This is a genomic window from Klebsiella sp. GB_Kp056 (assembly GCF_040064755.1).
Lineage (GTDB): Bacteria > Pseudomonadota > Gammaproteobacteria > Enterobacterales > Enterobacteriaceae > Klebsiella > Klebsiella quasipneumoniae.
The window spans coordinates 253183-269025 of sequence record NZ_JBEAJA010000041.1; the positions used below are offsets into that span (position 1 = coordinate 253183).

The 15843-nt window shown below is 59.8% G+C and carries 15 protein-coding genes; 9 read left to right on the forward strand and 6 right to left on the reverse strand.

Going from position 1 to position 15843, the window contains the following annotated elements:
* Positions 1–4: 4 nt before the first annotated feature.
* Positions 5–670 (reverse strand): 7-cyano-7-deazaguanine/7-aminomethyl-7-deazaguanine transporter, encoded by a 666-nt coding sequence (locus ABLV52_RS09470; RefSeq protein ID WP_023291236.1) that lies wholly within the window; start codon positions 668–670, stop codon positions 5–7.
* Positions 671–876: 206 nt separating this feature from the next.
* On the opposite strand from ABLV52_RS09470, the gene tusA reads away from it, so the two are divergent.
* Complete coding sequence (tusA, locus tag ABLV52_RS09475; protein ID WP_044524980.1) at positions 877–1122, forward strand: sulfurtransferase TusA; 246 nt, start codon at positions 877–879, stop codon at positions 1120–1122.
* A gap of 103 nt (positions 1123–1225) precedes the next feature.
* Here tusA and zntA read toward each other — a convergent pair whose 3' ends face one another.
* Positions 1226–3436, reverse strand: coding sequence for a Zn(II)/Cd(II)/Pb(II) translocating P-type ATPase ZntA (zntA, locus tag ABLV52_RS09480; RefSeq protein WP_348890310.1), 2211 nt, complete (start codon positions 3434–3436; stop codon positions 1226–1228).
* Positions 3437–3514: 78 nt separating this feature from the next.
* Entirely contained in the window at positions 3515–4141 is a 627-nt protein-coding gene (locus ABLV52_RS09485) for a lysoplasmalogenase (protein WP_004173987.1), read from the reverse strand.
* Positions 4142–4291: 150 nt separating this feature from the next.
* On the opposite strand from ABLV52_RS09485, the gene ABLV52_RS09490 reads away from it, so the two are divergent.
* Positions 4292–4642, forward strand: a complete 351-nt coding sequence (locus ABLV52_RS09490) for a DUF2500 domain-containing protein (RefSeq protein WP_023291234.1) — start codon at positions 4292–4294, stop codon at positions 4640–4642.
* 13 nt (positions 4643–4655) lie between these two features.
* On the opposite strand, the gene ABLV52_RS09495 is transcribed toward ABLV52_RS09490, so the two are convergent.
* Positions 4656–4931 (reverse strand): DUF1145 family protein, encoded by a 276-nt coding sequence (locus tag ABLV52_RS09495; RefSeq protein ID WP_004202092.1) that lies wholly within the window; start codon positions 4929–4931, stop codon positions 4656–4658.
* Positions 4921–5517, reverse strand: coding sequence for a 16S rRNA (guanine(966)-N(2))-methyltransferase (gene rsmD, locus ABLV52_RS09500; RefSeq protein ID WP_023291233.1), 597 nt, complete (start codon positions 5515–5517; stop codon positions 4921–4923). Before rsmD ends, ABLV52_RS09495 begins: the two co-directional genes overlap by 11 nt.
* Before the next feature lie 182 nt (positions 5518–5699).
* On the opposite strand from rsmD, the gene ftsY reads away from it, so the two are divergent.
* The 4 genes from ftsY to rpoH all read left to right on the forward strand — a co-directional run bounded on the left by ftsY (position 5700) and on the right by rpoH (position 10075).
* Complete coding sequence (gene ftsY / locus ABLV52_RS09505; protein WP_023291232.1) at positions 5700–7232, forward strand: signal recognition particle-docking protein FtsY; 1533 nt, start codon at positions 5700–5702, stop codon at positions 7230–7232.
* 2 nt (positions 7233–7234) lie between these two features.
* Positions 7235–7903, forward strand: coding sequence for a cell division ATP-binding protein FtsE (gene ftsE / locus ABLV52_RS09510; RefSeq protein WP_004202097.1), 669 nt, complete (start codon positions 7235–7237; stop codon positions 7901–7903).
* Positions 7896–8951: a permease-like cell division protein FtsX gene (ftsX, locus tag ABLV52_RS09515; protein ID WP_348890311.1), complete on the forward strand. Its 1056-nt coding sequence runs from the start codon at positions 7896–7898 to the stop codon at positions 8949–8951. The genes ftsE and ftsX overlap by 8 nt, the downstream gene beginning before the upstream one ends.
* Positions 8952–9220: 269 nt before the next feature.
* Positions 9221–10075: an RNA polymerase sigma factor RpoH gene (gene rpoH, locus ABLV52_RS09520; RefSeq protein ID WP_002920815.1), complete on the forward strand. Its 855-nt coding sequence runs from the start codon at positions 9221–9223 to the stop codon at positions 10073–10075.
* Between the two features lie 45 nt (positions 10076–10120).
* On the opposite strand, the gene ABLV52_RS09525 is transcribed toward rpoH, so the two are convergent.
* Positions 10121–11644: a PLP-dependent aminotransferase family protein gene (locus tag ABLV52_RS09525; RefSeq protein WP_032454254.1), complete on the reverse strand. Its 1524-nt coding sequence runs from the start codon at positions 11642–11644 to the stop codon at positions 10121–10123.
* A gap of 118 nt (positions 11645–11762) precedes the next feature.
* Here ABLV52_RS09525 and ABLV52_RS09530 point away from each other — a divergent pair, with 118 nt between their 5' ends.
* The 3 genes from ABLV52_RS09530 to livJ all read left to right on the forward strand — a co-directional run bounded on the left by ABLV52_RS09530 (position 11763) and on the right by livJ (position 15781).
* Complete coding sequence (locus ABLV52_RS09530) at positions 11763–13028, forward strand: 4-aminobutyrate--2-oxoglutarate transaminase (RefSeq protein WP_348890312.1); 1266 nt, start codon at positions 11763–11765, stop codon at positions 13026–13028.
* Between the two features lie 147 nt (positions 13029–13175).
* Positions 13176–14420: an amino acid permease gene (locus ABLV52_RS09535; RefSeq protein ID WP_023291229.1), complete on the forward strand. Its 1245-nt coding sequence runs from the start codon at positions 13176–13178 to the stop codon at positions 14418–14420.
* Between the two features lie 257 nt (positions 14421–14677).
* A complete protein-coding gene (gene livJ, locus ABLV52_RS09540) occupies positions 14678–15781 on the forward strand; it encodes a branched chain amino acid ABC transporter substrate-binding protein LivJ (protein WP_002920812.1) in 1104 nt (367 codons plus the stop codon).
* Positions 15782–15843 lie beyond the last annotated feature (62 nt).

Below are 15843 nucleotides of genomic sequence, written 5' to 3' on the forward strand. Positions count from 1 at the left end.
ACCTTTAACTCGGCTGCAATGCCGACAAATCAGATTTATCCGCCAGCCTTTTCAACAGCATATTTAACAGTACGCCGTACATCGGCAGGAAGAAAATGATGCTGATAAGCACTTTAAAGCTGTAGTCGACGAGGGCGATTTCCCCCCAGTGGGCGGCCATAAATGGATCCGGGCTGCGCCAGAAGGCGATGAAGAAGAACGCCACGGTATCGCTGATGTTGCCGAACAGCGTCGAGGCGGTGGGGGCCAGCCACCAGCGGCGGCTCTGCCGCAGGCGGTTGAAGACGTGGACGTCGAGGATCTGCCCCAGCGCATAGGCCATAAAGCTGGCGATGGCGATACGCGCGACGAAGAGATTAAAGGTGCCCAGCGCCGCGAAACCCTGCCACTCGCCCATGTAAAACAGGGCGGAGATGGCGTAGGAGATGACCAGCGCCGGGACCATCACCGCAAAAATAATGCGTCGCGCCAGCGGTGCGCCAAAAATTCGCACCGTCAGATCGGTGGCGAGGAAGATAAACGGAAAACTGAACGCCCCCCAGGTGGTATGGAAACCAAAGATGGAGATCGGTAGCTGAACCAGATAGTTGCTGGAGGTGATCACCAGCAGATGAAATAGCGAAAGCCAGACGAGCGCTTTTTTGCGCTGTACGGTAGTAAACGGATTCATATTGTGACCTTTTTATGCCCGTCATGCTTCAGGTAAATGAGCAATCGGCAGCGGAACGTTGGGGTGAGGGAACCCAATAAAAAACGGCTGCATGATACTGCGTTGCCGGCGTAATGCAATGGTTGTTTTTCGCGCAAACGTTAACCTGGCTTGCGTACTGGCGAACTGGGGGTAAACTAGGGCCGTTTTGTTGATGTGAGACTAAAATGAGCGAACTTTTCTCCACTCCAGACCACACTCTGGATGCCCTGGGACTGCGCTGCCCGGAGCCGGTCATGATGGTGCGTAAAACCGTGCGGACAATGCCCGTCGGCGAGACGCTGCTGATTATTGCTGACGATCCGGCCACCACCCGCGATATCCCGGGATTCTGCCGCTTTATGGAGCATGAGCTGGTGGCCCAGCAAACCGAAGCTCTGCCGTACCGCTACCTGATCCGCAAAAGCCACTGAGCCTCTCCCGGATGGCGGCGCGTAGCGCCTTATCCGGGCTACCCGACGGTCCGGAATCGTAGCCCTGCTAAGCGTAGCGCGAGCAGGGAAGCCGGTATCTATGCTACAACTTCTTACGCAATAACCGCAGCGCGTTAGCCGTTACCAGTACGGTGGCGCCGGTATCCGCCAGCACCGCCAGCCACAGGCCGGTCAGGCCGAGCAGGGTGGTGACAAGGAAAATCCCCTTCAGCCCTAAGGCAATCGCGATGTTCTGGCGAATATTCGCGTGGGTCGCCCGCGCCAGGGAGATCATCTGCGCCAGGCCGGTCAGACGGTTGTGGGTCAGCGCGGCGTCGGCGGTCTCCAGCGCCACGTCGGTGCCGCTGCCCATGGCGATGCCGATGGTCGCCGCCTTCATCGCCGGGGCGTCGTTGATGCCGTCCCCGACCATCGCCAGCGGCGCATCGGCATTCAGCGCCATCACCGCTTCGACTTTGTCCGCCGGCAGCAGGCCGGCGCGGAATTCCAGCCCCAGTTCGCTGGCGATGGCCGCCGCGGCGCGCGGGTTATCCCCGGTAAGGATCACCCCCTGCACCCCCAGCTGGTGTAAGGCATCCACTGCCTGACGCGCGTCGTCGCGCAGGGTGTCGCGCAGCGCCAGGATGCCGAGAAGCGTCTCGCCGCGCATGACCAGCACCACCGTTTGACCGGCGCTCTCCAGCTGCTGGATCTGCGCCTCATGCTCTGACGGGGCGGCTTTGCTGGCCGCGCAGATCACGATACGGCTGCCGTTGACCTCGGCTTCGATACCGGAGCCGGCCAGCGCCCGCTGGCCGCTGGCCTGCGGAATACTCAACTGACGCCGCTGCGCTTCGCGGACGATAGCCTGCGCCAGCGGATGGCTGGAGCCTTGCTCAACCGCCGCCGCCAGCGCCAGCAGCGTGTTATCGTCATTCTCAGCCGTGGCGATGACCGAGGTCACCTGCGGCTGGCCGACGGTCAGGGTGCCGGTTTTGTCGAACGCCACCTGGCGCACCTGGCCCAGCTGTTCCAGCGCCGCGCCGCCTTTAATTAATGCTCCGCGTCGGGCGGCGACCGCCAGGCCGGAAGTGATGGCTGCCGGGGTGGAGATGACCAGCGCGCACGGGCAGCCGATCAGCAGCAGCGTCAGCCCTTTATAAATCCACGGCAGCCAGGCGCTGGCGAAGAGCAGGGGCGGGACAATGGCGACCAACAGGGCCACCACCATAATGGCTGGAGTGTAGATCCGGCTGAAGCGATCGATAAAACGCTCGATCGGCGCCCGACGCTCCTCCGCCTCTTCAATCAGCTTCAGGATGCGGTCGATGGCGCTGTCGCCCGGTTCGGAGATTACGGTCAGCTGCGCCAGGCGGTCGACGCTGGTGGCGCCCGCCGCTACGCGTTCTCCGGCCTGGCGCTCCACCGGCACCGACTCGCCGGTCAGAGCGCTTTCATCAAAGCTGGCAAATGGCGACAGCAGCTGACCATCCGCCGGCAGACGCCCGCCGGCGGCCACTTCGATCACATCCCCGGGGCGCAGATCGCGCTGGGCGACGGTTTCCCGCACGCCGTTGCGCAGGCGAATGGCGGTGTCGGGCTTCAGCGCCATTAGCGCGCTCACCCCCTGCCGCGCGCGGCTGGCGGCCCAGCCTTCGAGACGCTCGCCGATCAGGAACAGCAGCAGGACCATCGCCGCCTCTGCGGTGGCGCCGATAAACAGCGCCCCGATAGCGGCGACGCTCATCAGCGTTTCAATGGCGAACCAGCTCCCGCTCTTGATCAGGCGCAGCGCCTGGCGGGCAACCGGCCACAGGCCGACCAGGGTGGTGGCAATAAAGGCTAACTGACCGGCAGGGTGGTTGGCCTGCTCCAGCCCCCAGCTCAGGGCCATCATCATGATCAGCGTCAGCAACGGTAAATTGTCGCGCAGCCGCGAGCCCTGAGTTTTCTCTGACGCGGGGGCATCGGCATCGCGCAGCGTATAGCCTGCCTGACGTACCGCCTGCTCAACCTGAGCCCGAACGTCGCCCTCGGCGTTAACCAATAATTTTTCAGTGGCGAACAGCACCTGAACCTGACTGACGCCGGGCACCTGACGAACCGCCGTTTCCACCTTGCGGGCGCAGGCGGCGCAGTCCATGCCTGCAACCTGCCAGCTGTAGCGGGCGTCGCTGAGCGCTTCGGCGGCAGGCGCGCTCTCTGCGGCGCAGGCGTGGTCTGTGCAGCAGCTTTCCGCCGGGGCGGGCGCTGGCCGCATGGTGAATGACGAGAATTGTGGGAATTTTTTATCCTGCGCGTCTGGAGTCGACATGGCACCCTCCGGTAAATGATAATTTTCTCATTAGCCGTAGGATACACTCTGGAGTCGACTCCAGAGTCAAGGACTAAATTACAGGTACAGCGCGCGCACGATGAGGAAGTGGCCGGCAAAGTAAAACGCGGCGGCAATGGCGTTATCGGCGCGGAAACGGCGGCGATAGTGGCTCACCAGCCACACGGCATTGCTCAGCAGCAGCAGAGCGGCGCCGGCGAATCCGGACAGCGCGGTGTTGGTAGGGCGGGCAAACCACAGCTCGCCGGCCAGCCAGACCATCACCAGCGTCATGCCGATAAAGGTCAGCACCGGCATTTTCATCTCTTCCAGCCGGCTCCAGATCACCGCCATCAGCAGGGCGCCGAATACCAGCAGCACCAGCGGCAGCGGCCAGAAGAACGACAGCGTCAGCTGGCTGGCGAACCAGATGGTATACAGCAGATGCGACAGGAAGAAGGCGCCCACCGCGTACATCACCCGCTGGCGCGGCAGCAGGGTCAGGGCGTCGCCGAGCAGTGAGGCGCACAGGCCGGCCAGCACCAGGTAGCTGATGGCATTGAACATCGGCGCCTGCCAGGCCAGCAACAGCAACAGAATCAGGGTGACAGGTTTAAATACCCAGCGTCGCCAGGCCGGCCCGCGATAGGATGCATCGACATAAAGCCATGCGGAGAAACAGACAGCAATAAATGACCAAAGCATAGTAAGTCCCTGTATCTGTTATCATAAGGAAAGTTACGGATGCGTGAAGCTACCACTCAGTGTAGTGGTTTGGCGCAGCAGATGACAATGTTATTCCAGTCGCAGTATGCTGATTCCTGATATTTTTTATGGGTAACCTTAATGAGTAAAATGCCGCTCTTTTTTGTTCTGGTCGTCGCGGTGATTGTGGTGGCGGCTTCGTTTCGCTATGTGCAGCAGCGCCGCGAAAAACTGGCGAACGACGCCGCGCCGGTGTTGCAAAAGCGGGTGATCGTCAGCAATAAGCGGGAAAAAGTGATTAACGATCGGCGTTCGCGGCAGCAGACGGTGACGCCTGCGGGCAGCGAGATGCGCTATGAAGCGAGCTTTCGCCCTGAGAACGGCGGGCTGGAGGTGGTGTTTCGCCTTGACGCGCCGCAGTATCATGCGCTGAGCGTCGGCGATCGCGGGATGTTGAGTTATAAGGGCACAGCGTTCGTGGCGTTCACGCCCGATCCCTGAGCCCTTGTCAGGACTATTTCTTCAGCGTCGCCTTCAGTTTTTTCTGCCAGGCGACGAGCTCAAACACGCCGAAGATAAAAATGCGGATTTGCTCAAAGCGGCCCAGCGGCGGGGCATCCTTCGGCTGCGTCGCCTTGAGCAGCGTCAGCTGCAGACCGTGCATCAGGATCATAAAAATCAGCGCGACGTTGACGAAGATATTCAGCGGCTTCGGGAAGGGCTGAAACAGATTCAATAACAGAAAGGCCCAGACGCACAGCATCAGCAGGCGGCCTAAATTAATCAGCATGGTTCTCTCCTTGGGCCTCACGTTGGTAAAGACGGTACGCGACCTGTCCGGCCACTTTTTCACGATACAGATGCCAGTTCGCCGGTACCGGCGGTAAACCGTTTTCGACTTCGCTTTCGACGTACACCAGGGCCTCGTCGGCCAGCCAGCCCTGCGTTTCCAGCAGGCGCAGCGTCTCCTCCAGCAGCCCCTGACGGAACGGTGGGTCGACAAACACAATCTGATGCGGCGTGCCCGGTTGGCTCAGGAAGCTGAGGGTGTTAGTCGCGATCACCTTGCCGCGATCCGCTTTCAGGGTGGCCAGGTTTTTTTGCAACTGCTGAGCGACGCCGCGCTCCATCTCCAGTAGCGTGGTGCTGGCCGCATAGCGGGACAGCGCCTCAAGCCCCAGCGCGCCGCTGCCGGCAAAGCAGTCGAGGCAGTGCGCGTCAACGATGGACGGCGCCAGCCAGTTAAAAAGGGTTTCGCGAACCCGGTCGGTGGTCGGCCGCAGGCCCGGGCTCTCCGGCACCGGTAATTTACGGCCGCGCCATTGCCCGCCGATGATGCGGATCTGGCCGCTGCCCGCGTGGTTTGGTTTTTTCATCTCTCTGCTCAAGTCTCAACTTCCGGCCTGCTATTCTAGCGATCGACGGCGGTTGACGAAACCTTAATCCGGGGGCGGTGCTGCGAGTTAAGTTAAGTGATAGACTATCCAACTAATTTCATCATTTTTTCAGCTTCTGATGAAGCTGCGCCATGAATAAACAGCGAGGAGTGTGGTCGCAAATGGCAAAAGAGAAAAAACGTGGCTTCTTTTCCTGGCTGGGCTTTGGACAGAAAGAGCAGGCACAGGAAACCGAGACTGAACAAAAAGTAGAAGAACAACAAGCGGTTGCCCAGGAGACGCCGGCGGCGGAAACCCCTGCTGAGCCGAGCGCGCCGAAAGCGGACCCGGAGGCGTTTGCCGAAGAGGTCGTCGAAGTCACCGAGACGGTGGTCGAAAGCGAAAAGGCCCACCTCGCGGAGCCTGCCAGCGCGCCGGAAGAAGAGGCGGCGCCAGCGCCTGCTTTGGTTGAAGAGGCGCCGGTCGTCGCGCCGGAGCCTGCGGTCAGCGAACCGCTGAAGGCGGAGGAACAGCCAGCAGCGGTTGAGTCGCTGGTGGAGGACGTTATCGCCGAACCGGTGGCGGCGGAGGCCGTGGCTGAGCAGCCTGTAGAGGATGTCGTCGCCCAACCTCAGGAGACGGAAGCGCCGGAAGAGGACGCGCCGTTAAGCGATGAAGAGCTGGAAGCGCAGGCGCTGGCGGCCGAGGCGGCGGAAGAGGCGGCGGTGGTGGTGCCGGCGCCAGAGGAAGAGGCGCCGGTGGAAGCGCTGGTCCAGGAGCAGGAAAAACCGACGAAAGAAGGCTTTTTCGCCCGCCTTAAGCGTAGCCTGCTGAAAACCAAACAAAATCTCGGTTCCGGATTTATCAGCCTGTTCCGCGGTAAGAAGATCGACGACGATCTGTTTGAAGAGCTGGAAGAGCAACTGCTGATCGCCGACGTCGGGGTGGAAACCACCCGCAAGATCATTACTCATCTCACCGAGGGCGCCAGCCGTAAGCAGCTGCGCGATGCGGAAGCGCTGTACGGCCTGCTGAAAGAAGAGATGGGCGATATCCTCGCCAAAGTGGATGAGCCGCTGAATGTTGAAGGCAAAACGCCATTTGTTATTCTGATGGTCGGCGTGAACGGGGTGGGGAAAACCACCACCATCGGCAAGCTGGCGCGTCAGTTTGAGCAGCAGGGCAAATCGGTGATGCTGGCGGCGGGGGATACCTTCCGTGCGGCGGCGGTGGAACAGCTGCAGGTCTGGGGCCAGCGTAACAATATCCCGGTGATCGCCCAGCACACCGGCGCCGATTCCGCCTCGGTGATTTTCGACGCCATTCAGGCGGCGAAGGCGCGCCATGTTGATGTGCTGATTGCCGATACCGCCGGGCGTCTGCAGAATAAATCGCACCTGATGGAAGAGCTGAAGAAGATCGTCCGGGTGATGAAAAAGCTGGACGTCGACGCGCCGCATGAGGTGATGTTAACCATCGACGCCAGTACCGGGCAGAATGCCATTAGCCAGGCCAAACTGTTCCATGAAGCGGTAGGTTTGACCGGGATCACCCTGACCAAGCTGGATGGCACCGCCAAAGGCGGCGTGATCTTCTCGGTGGCCGACCAGTTCGGCATTCCGATTCGCTATATTGGCGTCGGCGAGCGTATTGAGGATCTGCGTCCGTTTAATGCGGGCGACTTTATTGAGGCACTTTTTGCCCGAGAGGATTAAGAATGATTCGCTTTGAACAAGTCAGCAAAGCCTATCTCGGTGGGAGACAAGCGCTGCAGGGGGTGAACTTCCACCTGCAGCCGGGCGAGATGGCGTTTCTGACCGGCCACTCCGGCGCAGGGAAAAGTACCCTGCTGAAGCTTATCTGTGGTATCGAACGGCCCAGCGCCGGGAAAATCTTCTTCAGCGGTCATGAAATCAGCCGCCTGAAGAGCCGTGAGGTGCCGTTCCTGCGCCGCCAGATCGGCATGATTTTCCAGGACCACCATTTGCTGATGGATCGTACCGTGTATGACAACGTGGCGATCCCGCTGATTATCGCCGGCGCCAGCGGCGATGACATTCGTCGCCGGGTCTCGGCGGCGCTGGATAAGGTCGGGCTGCTGGACAAAGCGAAGAACTTTCCGATTCAGCTCTCCGGCGGCGAGCAGCAGCGCGTGGGGATCGCTCGCGCGGTGGTCAACAAGCCGGCGGTGCTGCTGGCGGATGAACCGACCGGTAACCTCGACGAGGCGCTCTCGGAGGGGATTTTACGTCTGTTTGAAGAGTTTAACCGCGTCGGGGTGACGGTACTGATGGCTACGCACGATCTGGGGCTTATCTCCAGCCGTCCGTACCGCGTGCTGACGCTCAGCGACGGCCATCTGCATGGAGGCATTCGGGGTGAATAAGCGCGACGCAATGAACCAAATCCGCCAGTTCGGCAGCAAGTTCGATCGCCTGCGCAACGCGGCGGGCGGCGGCGGCGGCGGGCGCAATGCGCCAAAACGGCCGAAAGCGGCGCCTAACCCGGCCTCGCGTAAGAGCAACGTGTTCAACGAGCAGGTGCGCTACGCCTGGCACGGCGCGCTCCAGGATTTAAAAAGCACGCCGCTGGCGACCTTCCTGACGGTGATGGTTATCGCCATCTCGTTGACCCTGCCAAGCGTCTGCTACATGGTCTACAAAAACGTCAGCAGCGCGGCGTCACAGTACTATCCCTCGCCGCAGATCACCGTGTATCTGGAAAAAACGCTGGATGAGGATGCCGCGGCGCGGGTGGTCGGCCAGCTGCAGGCGGAGCAGGGCGTCGACAAGGTGAACTATTTGTCACGTGACGAGGCATTGGGTGAATTCCGTAACTGGTCCGGCTTTGGCGGCGCCCTGGATATGCTGGAAGAGAACCCGCTGCCGGCGGTCGCCATCGTGGTGCCGAAGCTGGATTTCCAGAGCACGGAAGCGCTGAACACCCTGCGCGATCGGGTATCGCGGATCCAGGGGGTCGATGAAGTACGGATGGACGACAGCTGGTTTGCCCGCCTCTCCTCGCTCACCGGGCTGGTGGGCCGCGTGTCGGCGATGATCGGCGTGCTGATGGTGGCGGCGGTGTTCCTGGTGATCGGCAACAGCGTGCGCCTGAGCATCTTCGCCCGCCGCGATACCATTAACGTGCAGAAACTGATTGGCGCCACCGACGGCTTTATCCTGCGTCCGTTCCTCTACGGCGGGGCGATGCTGGGCTTCTCCGGCGCGTTTTTATCGCTGATCCTGTCGGAGATTCTGGTGATGCGCCTCTCGTCGGCAGTGACCGAGGTGGCGAAGGTGTTCGGCACCCAGTTTGAGCTGAGCGGCTTAGGCTTTGACGAGTGTCTGCTGATGCTGATCGTCTGCTCGATGATCGGGTGGGTGGCCGCCTGGCTGGCGACAGTGCAACATTTACGTCACTTTACTCCCGATTAAAAAAAGCGTGATATAATCTTTCCCTGCTGCAATGAGTTCCTGTTCGCAGGGAAAGATACCGCAAGCTTGTTCTCCTTTTCCTGCCCTCACTTTTTCATCGTGGTGTCACATTTTGTGCGTAATTTATTCACACCGTTGCAGGGAACTTGTGGATAAAATCACTGTCTGATACTAATGTGAGTGATATTCTCGTTGCTCATGAATGCTGGCATGCTTGTTGCCTGATGGGGACAAGACCACGTCAGAAGATATCAATTGAGAGGATTTGAATGACCAAAGAAATGCAAACTTTAGCTTTAGCCCCCGTTGGTAACCTGGAATCGTACATCCGGGCAGCTAACACTTGGCCGATGCTGTCGGCTGATGAAGAGCGGGAGCTTGCTGAAAAGCTGCATTACCAGGGCGATCTGGAAGCAGCGAAAAAGCTGATTCTGTCTCACCTGCGCTTTGTTGTTCACATTGCTCGTAACTACTCGGGCTATGGCCTGCCGCAGGCGGATCTGATCCAGGAAGGCAATATCGGCCTGATGAAAGCCGTGCGTCGCTTCAACCCGGAAGTGGGTGTGCGCCTGGTCTCCTTCGCCGTGCACTGGATTAAAGCCGAAATTCACGAATACGTGCTGCGCAACTGGCGTATCGTGAAGGTCGCTACCACCAAAGCACAGCGTAAGCTGTTCTTTAACCTGCGTAAAACCAAACAGCGTCTGGGTTGGTTCAACCAGGATGAAGTGGAAATGGTGGCCCGTGAGCTGGGCGTGTCGAGCAAAGACGTCCGCGAGATGGAATCCCGTATGGCGGCCCAGGACATGACATTCGACATGTCGTCGGACGATGAATCCGACAGCCAGCCGATGGCGCCGGTTCTTTATCTGCAGGACAAAACGTCAAACTTTGCCGACGGCATCGAAGACGACAACTGGGAAGAGCAGGCGGCGAATAAGCTGACTGACGCGATGCAGGGCCTGGACGAGCGTAGCCAGGATATCATCCGCGCCCGCTGGCTGGACGAAGACAACAAGTCCACGCTGCAGGAGCTGGCTGACCGCTACGGCGTCTCCGCAGAGCGCGTGCGTCAGCTGGAAAAGAACGCCATGAAAAAACTGCGTGCCGCGATCGAAGCCTGATACGCCACCCCTGCCTGACGCCAGGCACCCCGATAACGCCCCGCCTCAGGTTGGGGCGTTTTGTTTTTCTGCGCCATCCATGGGCAGCAGTACCTCTGGACAGTGCGTCCGTAGGCAGCCTATCAGCACGCTGAACGCCGGCGCCATCTGCTCCTCGGGCTGGCTGGCAAATCCCATCAATAATCCTTTCTTACGCGCCGCCGTCAGGTAGTAGCGCGAGAGCGGCCGCACCAGAATGTGGCGCGCATTGGCCTCGCGGGCGATCGCCACATCGTCCGCCTCCTCCGGTAAATTGAGGATCAAATGCAGTCCGGCATTATCGCTGAAGTCCGACAGGGCGTCGGGCATACAGTGCCGCTGAATCAGCTCGGTTAAAAAGGCGCGACGACGGCTGTAGAGCAGCCGCATGCGGCGGATATGCGCCGAGTAGTGACCAGCGGTAATAAACTCCGCCAGCGCCATCTGGATCAGCGAATGGCCGCCGCGATAAAGCTCGGCGTGGGCGTGCTTCAGATCGCTGACCAGCGGGCGGGGGATCACCACATAGCCCAGGCGCAGGCCGGGATAGAGCGTCTTGCTGAAGGTGCCGATATAGACCACCGGCGCATCAGCCACCAGCCCCTGCAGGGCGGGGATGGGCTGCCCGGAAAAGCGAAACTCGCTGTCATAATCATCTTCGACGATCCAGCTGCCCTGCTGGCGGGCAAGCGCCAGCAGCCGCTGACGGCGTTCAAGGCTCATCACCGCGCCCAGCGGATACTGGTGAGAGGGGGTGACGAAGATGAGCCGCGGCGCATCGTCAACCGTTTCCGGCGGGCACAGCCCATTGGCATCGACGGTGATGGGGGCCGCCCGGACGTCGTTCATCGCCAGCACATGGCGAATGCCCCAGTAGGAAGGCTCCTCCACCCACGCCAGATCGCCGTTGTCGCACAGCATGCGAGTGACCAGGTCAATCGCCTGGTGGATCCCCTCGGTGATAAGAATTTGATCTGCCTGACAGTGGACGCCGCGCGATACCCGCAGATAATCCACCAGCGCCTGCTGTAGCTCCGGGGTACCGCCGTTGCAGCTGTAGCTGAGCCGCTCCGGCTTTGGCCGACGGCTGATGCGGGCCTGGATCTTGCTGAACAGCGGATGGGGAAAGGCGTTAACGTCCGGTACGCCGGGAATAAACGCTCCCCACTGGCGTGGGCTGGCGCTGACCTGGCCGAGCAGGTGCTGGCCGCGGCGTGAAAGATGCGCCGTCGATGTCGCGATACTGCTGTTTTCCCGCTTCCCCTTAGCGGTCAATGAACTTTCAGGCGCGGTTTGGGCAACGAATGTTCCGCTTCCCCGACGGGAAACCACATATCCTTCCGCCAGTAATTGTTCATAAGTTGTTAATATGGTGTTTCTTGATACGCCGAGTTCTCCCGCCAGGTCCCGCGACGGCGGCAGGCGGCTTTGCGGCGCCAGCGAACCGTCAAGGATCGCGCGGCGAAGCGCGTTGTATAAGCGTTTGTGCAGAAGAGGGTCGCGCTCTTCCTGCAGACGGACCAGCACCAGGTCACCCACCAGCGAACGCAATTGGATCCCTCAGATATTCAAAATTGGTACTCGATTATAGGGCCAACTCCTGTGTAAATAAACGACATCGTTTCTAATTTGTTGCGATAACGTGACATACACGACAGGAGATTCGCAGGTGAAAAGCTCAGAACTGAATCAACGTCGCCAGCAGGCGACGCCGCGCGGCGTAGGCGTAATGTGTAACTACTTTGTCGAGAAGGCGGAGAACGCCACGCTGTGGGATATCGAAGGCAATGAGGTGATCGATTTCGCCGCCGGTATCGCCGTGTTAAATACCGGTCACCGTCATCCGAAGGTGGTTGCCGCGGTCGCTGACCAGCTGCAGGCGTTCACCCACACCGCCTATCAGATTGTGCCGTACGAAAGCTATGTCACGCTGGCGGAACGTATCAACGATCTGGCGCCGATTGACGGGCCGGCAAAAACGGCCTTCTTCACCACCGGCGCGGAAGCGGTCGAGAACGCGGTGAAAATTGCCCGCGCTTACACCGGCCGTCCGGGGCTGATTACTTTCGGCGGCGGCTTCCACGGCCGTACCTTTATGACCATGGCGCTCACCGGTAAGGTCGCGCCCTACAAAATCGGCTTCGGGCCCTTCCCGGGCTCGGTGTATCACGGTGTCTACCCGAATGCGGCGCACGGTGTCTCTACCGCGGATGCGCTGAAAAGCCTGGAGCGCATTTTCAAAGCGGATATTGCGCCGGACCAGGTCGCGGCCATCATCCTCGAGCCGATCCAGGGAGAAGGCGGCTTTAACGTCGCGCCAGCCGATTTCATGCAGGCGCTGCGCGATCTGTGCGATACCCACGGCATTCTGCTGATCGCCGATGAAGTGCAGACCGGTTTCGCCCGCACCGGCAAGCTGTTCGCCATGCAGCACTATGATGTGAAACCGGATCTGATGACGATGGCGAAAAGCCTCGCCGGCGGTTTCCCGCTGTCGGGCGTCGTTGGTCGCGCCGAGGTGATGGATGCCCCAGCGCCAGGCGGCCTGGGCGGAACCTATGCCGGTAACCCGCTGGCGGTAGCCGCGGCGCACGCGGTGCTGGATGTGATTGCTGAAGAGCAGCTGTGCCAGCGCGCTGAACAGCTGGGTAGCCATCTGCAGGAAGTGCTCAACCAGGCGCGGGCCACCTGTCCGGCGATTGTCGATGTCCGCGGTCGGGCGTCGATGGTGGCGGTGGAGTTTAACGATCCGCAAACTGGCGAGCCGTCGCCGGAGTTCACCCGCCAGGTGCAACAGAAAGCGCAGGAGAACGGCCTGCTGCTGCTGAGCTGCGGCGTCTACGGCAACGTGATCCGCTTCCTCTATCCGTTGACGATTCCGGACGCCCAGTTCTCGAAAGCGCTGGATATTCTGGCGCGCGTACTGAAGAGCTAACGTCTCCCCGGTGGGCTGCGGCGGCAGGGAAGCCGAACAGAAACAGGAAGCCGCAGCCGGCTGTTCATGCTCAGCGTGAGTGGTTTATCACCCTGATATCACCTTTTTTCCGGCGGAGAAAACCGCCGGAGTAAAACGGAAAGTATTATGTCTGAAAACTCCACCTTTTCTCCCGTCCTCACCGGCCGGGAACGTACGGCTGTCCCTGCAAAATCTCTGAGCTTCGTCGAAGGGGTATCGATGATTGTCGGTACCAATATCGGCGCGGGTGTCCTCTCCATCGCCTATGCGTCAAGCAAAGCGGGCTTCTTACCGCTGCTGTTCTGGCTGGTGCTGGTGGGCAGCCTGACCACGGTGACCATGCTCTATGTCGCGGAATCTACGCTCCGCACGCGTAAACATCTGCAGCTCAGCGGATTATCAAAGCGCTACGTCGGCGGCTTTGGCGCGCTGATGATGTTCCTCTCCGTCTGCGTCAACAGCGTCGGCGCATTGACGGCTTATATGACCGGCAGCGGCAAGCTGCTCTACTCCCTGTTTGGCATTTCGCCGGCGCTGGGCAGCGTGCTGTTTTTCGTCCCGGCGGCAGGGGTGCTTTATCTGGGGCTGAAGGCGATCGGCCGCGGCGAGAAATTTATCAGCATCGGTATGGTGGTGATGATCTCGGTGCTGGTGATTGCCACGCTGTTGAAAGAGACCACCCGCGTGGGCTATCTGCTCGACGGCAACTGGCTGTATATGGTTCCGGTCTTCAACGTCGTGGCGTTCTGCTTCTCGGCACAGTATATCGTCCCGGAAATGGCGCGAGGCTTCGCCGACAAACCGGAAAAATTGCCTAAAGCCATTATGGTCGGTATGGCGCTGACCTTTACCCTGCTGGCGCTGGTGCCGCTGTCGGTGATCTCGCTTAATGGCCTGGACAATATTTCGGATGTGGCCACCATCTCCTGGGGGAGGGCGCTTGGCGAATGGGCCTTCTTCTCCGCCAACCTGTTTGCGCTGTGCGCGATGTTGACCTCCTACTGGGGACTGGGCGGCAGCTTCCTGACCAATATCTTCGATCAGTTCCGCCTGGGGAATGATGAACAGCCCGCCCGCCGCTTGATGGTGCTGCTGGTGGTGGCGATCCCGCCGTTCGTGCTGGCCTACAGCGGTATGGTCTCTTTCGTCAACGCGCTCTATTTTGCCGGGGTGTTCAGCGGCGTTATTTTATCGATTATGCCGATCCTGATGCTCAAGGGCGCCCGCCAGCGTGGCGACCTGACGCCGGGCTGGACCTGTCCGGCCTGGATGACCCATCCGCTTATCCAATGCTTCATTGTGTTGTTGTATCTTTGCAGCGCCGTCTACGCGGTAGCGTCCGCGGTAGGCTACCTGCCCGCGGGCTGGTAATCAGGGCCTGTTTTGCACCGCGTCCGGTTCATGCTGGCGCGGTTTTTTTATTTGTCACTTATCTGTTACATAGCCCGCAATTTAGTCGTTTCAAATTCCTCAGAATGACGGTATGTTTAGCATAGTGTGCTGCAAAAGCGCGAGCAGCCCCCGGTTGGTTAGCTATCATATGCTTTTCCTATCGATATAAACAAAATAATGCGCTAACAAACAACATCACAACAAATGCAAAAACCATAATAATGGGGAGCCTCAGGATGAATATGAAGGGTAAAGCGTTACTGGCAGGATGTATTGCCTTAGTTATGAGCAGCGCGGCGCTGGCGGAAGATATCAAAATCGCGGTAGTCGGGGCGATGTCCGGCCCGGTGGCCCAGTACGGCGATCAGGAGTTTACCGGCGCCGAGCAGGCGGTAGCGGATATCAACGCGAAGGGCGGCATTAAGGGCAATAAGCTGCAGATCGTAAAATATGATGACGCTTGCGACCCGAAACAGGCGGTAGCGGTCGCCAACAAAGTGGTCAATGACGGGATCAAATACGTTATCGGCCACCTGTGCTCCTCTTCCACTCAGCCGGCGTCTGACATCTATGAAGACGAAGGCATTCTGATGATCACCCCCGCTGCGACCGCGCCGGAGCTGACCGCGCGCGGCTATAAGCTGATCCTGCGCACCACCGGTCTGGACTCCGACCAGGGACCAACCGCGGCGAAATACATTCTCGACAAAGTGAAGCCGCAGCGTATCGCAGTCGTGCATGACAAACAGCAGTACGGCGAAGGTTTGGCCCGTGCGGTGCAGGATGGCCTGAAAAAAGGCGGGGCGAACGTGGTCTTCTTCGACGGGATCACCGCTGGTGAGAAAGATTTCTCAACTCTGGTGGCGCGCCTGAAGAAAGAGAATATCGACTTCGTCTACTACGGCGGTTACCACCCGGAAATGGGCCAGATCCTGCGTCAGGCCCGCGCTGCCGGTCTGAAAACCCAGTTTATGGGCCCGGAAGGCGTAGCGAACGTCTCCCTGTCTAACATCGCCGGCGAGTCGGCGGAAGGCCTGCTGGTGACCAAGCCGAAGAACTACGACCAGGTGCCGGCGAACAAACCGATCGTGGATGCGATCAAGGCGAAGAAACAGGATCCGAGCGGCGCCTTCGTCTGGACCACCTACGCGGCGCTGCAGTCGCTGCAGGCGGGCCTGAATCAGTCTGACGATCCGGCGGAAATCGCTAAATACCTGAAAGGGGCGACGGTAGACACCGTGATGGGCCCGCTGTCGTGGGATCAGAAAGGCGACCTGAAAGGCTTCGAGTTCGGTGTCTTTACCTGGCATGCTAACGGTACGGCGACCGACGCCAAATAATTTAACCGGCGCCTTTCACGCTGCAAATGCGTTGTCTGCGCCCCTCAACCCCGGTCACTTAC